Origin of the sequence: Rhizobacter sp. (assembly GCF_035702065.1) — a bacterium.
GTDB lineage: Bacteria > Pseudomonadota > Gammaproteobacteria > Burkholderiales > Burkholderiaceae_C > Rhizobacter.
In genome coordinates, this window is the sequence record NZ_DASSRA010000103.1 from 1 (window position 1) to 3,131 (window position 3,131).

General features: G+C 70.1%; 3 protein-coding genes. 2 read left to right on the forward strand and 1 reads right to left on the reverse strand.

The annotated features are described in order from the left end of the window. Positions 1-517 (forward strand): formylglycine-generating enzyme family protein (locus VFL64_RS04695; protein ID WP_489539224.1); only part of this gene is annotated, 517 nt, incomplete at its 5' end. Between the two features lie 6 nt (positions 518-523). Here VFL64_RS04695 and VFL64_RS04700 read toward each other — a convergent pair. Next, positions 524-1,348 carry a hypothetical protein gene (locus VFL64_RS04700; RefSeq protein WP_489539225.1) on the reverse strand — a complete coding sequence of 275 codons (825 nt, stop codon included), beginning with the start codon at positions 1,346-1,348 and terminating at the stop codon, positions 524-526. A 199-nt stretch (positions 1,349-1,547) separates the two neighbouring features. Between VFL64_RS04700 and VFL64_RS04705 the strand changes: the two genes are divergently transcribed. After that, positions 1,548-3,131 (forward strand): hypothetical protein (locus VFL64_RS04705; RefSeq protein ID WP_489539226.1); only part of this gene is annotated, 1,584 nt, incomplete at its 3' end.

Sequence of the window (3,131 nt, forward strand, 5' to 3'; positions counted from 1 at the left end):
CTGGAACGACGCGGTGGCGCTTGCGCGCTGGCTCAGCGCCACCGAGCAGCGCCGCTACCGCCTGCCGACCGAAGCCGAGTGGGAATACGCCTGCCGCGCCGGCACGCACACGCAGTACGCGAGCGGCGACGCGCCGGCGTCTCTGAGCCAGGTGGCCAACGTGTTCGACGCCGATGCGGCCGTGAACTGGTCACAGTGGCAGGCCTTTGCGCTCACCACGCACGACGGCTTTGCCTTCACCGCGCCGGTGGGTCGGTTCGCGCCCAATGCCTTCGGCTTGCACGACATGCACGGCAACGTGTGGGAGTGGACGGCCGACTGGCACGACGACACCTACTACGCGCACTCGCCGGTCGACGACCCGCAGGGCCCGGCCGACGGCGGCGTGAAGGTGCGCCGCGGTGGCTCCTGGCACACCTGGCCGCTTTATGCGCGCTGCAGCTACCGCAACTGGAACGCGCCGGACACGCGCTACACGCTGGTGGGCATCCGCCTCGTGATGGAGCTCAGCGAATGAGGGCTCTCACTTGGGAAGCACGAAGTTGACCTGCAGCTTCAGCGCCCAGCGGGCCGCGTCATCGGGCCGCACCACGTTGTAGCCGCCGCCGAACACGTAGTTGATCGGGTTCCCGCCGCCCGGGCGGGTGAGGATGGAATAGGTGGCGCCCAGCGGCACCAGCCAGCGCTGGCTGGAGGGCTGGTCCCAGTTGGCGATCACGATGCCCGAGTAGGCGATGCTGTGCGTGGGCGAGAGGCTGTAGCTCAGGATCGGCTGCAGCTGGAGCTGGTTGACGTCGGCGCGGTCGTCGCTGCCCGCGAACGACCAGATCTGTGTGGCCAGCGTGCCGACGGACCACGGCCCCTCCTGCTTCAACGCCACCGCCGTCGGGCCGGCGGCCCACTTGCCGCTGCCTAGCCGGTCGTTGCTCGCCGTCTTGAGCTGCAGCGCCGGGCCCACGCCCCAGATCAGGCCGTGCGGCGCCGGTGACAGGAAGCCCTGGTAGAGCACGTCGCCGATCCCGTTCTTGCGCTCCTGGCCTGGTGCCGTCGCCGGGTTGGACAGGATGGGCAGGATCACGCGGTTGATGAGCGACCAACCCGAGTCGCCCAGCTTCACCGGGAAGACCGGCTGCACGTTGAGCGTGTACTGCGTCTTCTCGTAGGGGCCCGAGTCGAAGTTGATGTTGAGCTGCAGCGGGATGGTGACGATGTCCGCCACCGGGTTGGAGAGCTTCTTCTGCAGCTCGGCGTCTTCTTCGGGGGTGGCCCGCGCCGGAGCCGCCCAGGCCAGCACGGCGAAGGTGCCGAACGCCAGGCCGGTGCGCGCAGCGAAGAAAGTGTCTTTCATGGGGTGGCTCCAGGCGGGTGCGAAGGCCAACCCGGCCGGCGCTGCCAAGTTGTACCGCAGGGGGCACGCACTTCGGGGGGGAGCCGGCAAATGCCCCCGCCCGGCAGGCGGATACTGTCGACAGGCGAACCAGGCCGCGCCCGTGGAGCATGAGGGCGCTCCCCAAGTTGGCAGTCATCAAGCACATCGCGGAGTCTTCATGCACAGCTCCCAGCTGACAGCCGCCCGCGTGGCCGGCGCCCTGCTGGCAGGCCTCAGTCTCGTCACTGCGGCGCGCTGGGTGCTCCCCTGGGAAGCCGTGGCCGCGCTGGTACCGGGCTCGCGCAACGTCGGCTTCGCCAATCCGCTGCTGTTCGGCATGGCGAGCATCGGCATCTTCGCCGCCGAAGCCGCCATCGTGCAGGCGCCTCGCCACCGCTGGCTCGCCCAGCTCAACAAGCTGGCGATCGCGCTGCTGCTGGTGCTGCCCCTGCTGCAGCTCTTCCAGACGCTCTCCGGCCTGAACTTCGGCCTCGACCTGCCCAGCCCGGGCAGCGGCCCCACCACGAGCGTGCCCGGCCGGCTGTCACCCAACGCCTGCATCGCCTTCACCTGCATCGGTCTTGCGCTGTGGCTGCTGCCGCGGCCGCGCTCGCGCGGCTGGGAGCGCGCCTACCTTGCATCGACCCTGGTGGTGGCCTTCATCGGCCTGGCCGCCCTGGCGGGCTACTTTCTGCGGCTGGAGACGCTGTACCAGGTCGCCAACCACAACCGGCTGCTGCCGGTCACCGCGCTCGGCTTCGTGGTGGCCAGCGCGGCCCTGTGGGCCCTGCACGTCCGCACCCAGGCCTTCGACCTGCGCGACGCGGCCAAGCGCATCCAGCGCCGCTCACTGGCGGTGGTGACCCTGCTCACGCTGTCGGCCGGGGTGGCGGGCTTCGCGTCGATGCGCGACACCTTCGAGGAGTCGGCCGCCAACACGATGCTGCAATCGACGGTGAACAACGCCACCTCGCTGGCCTACTCGCTGGACACGGCGCTCTGGTACCCGAAGACCCTGGCGACCCGCCCGACCGTGCTGCAGGGCCTGGAGCGCTTGAGCCGCGACCCGGCCGACGCGCAGGCGCGTGCGGCCTTGCAGAACATCGCCACCAGCTTCCTGAAGGCCGAGCTCAGCCAGGCCGAGTTCTACAACGCACAAGGCGAGATGGTGGCGGGCGTCGGCGTGTCGGTGGGGAAAGAGACCAAGGTGCGGCACCCGCTGCTCAACACGGGGCAGGACGCGGTGCTCGCCTGGGGCGCCGACGGCTACTACCTGCTGACCGACAACCCCGTGCAGCTCGACGGCCGGCCCGTCGGCCGGCTCAAGACCGAGCAGCCGTTGCGCCTGGTCAACCAGCTGCTGGAGCAGATGCGTCTGGCCGATGCCACGTCCGACGCCGCCCTGTGCGGCCGCTCCGGCGACAAGGCCCTGTGTGCGGCCACGCGCTTCCGCCAGCCCGCCTTCGAGCTGCCGCTGCACGGGGTGGAAGGCCAGGCCGCCAGCGCGATCGCCAACGCGCTGGAAGGCCGCACCGGCATGCTGTTCGCCAGGGATCCGCGCAACAAGGAGGTGCTGACCGCCTACGCGCCCTTGAAGCAGTACGGCCTGGCCCTCGGCTTCAAGACCGACCTCGACACCTTGTACGCCCCCTTGCGCTCGCGCCTGCTGCTCTTGCTGGCCGCGATGGCGCTCCTCATCGCCCTGGCCATCTACGCGCTGCGCAGCCAGGTGCAGCCGGTGCTGATGCGGCTGGTGGAGAGC

Coding starts and splice junctions, on each gene's coding strand:
- VFL64_RS04700 (WP_489539225.1), bottom strand. CDS start 1,348: ATGAAAGACACTTTCTTCGCTGCGCGCACCGGCCTGGCGTTCGGCACC.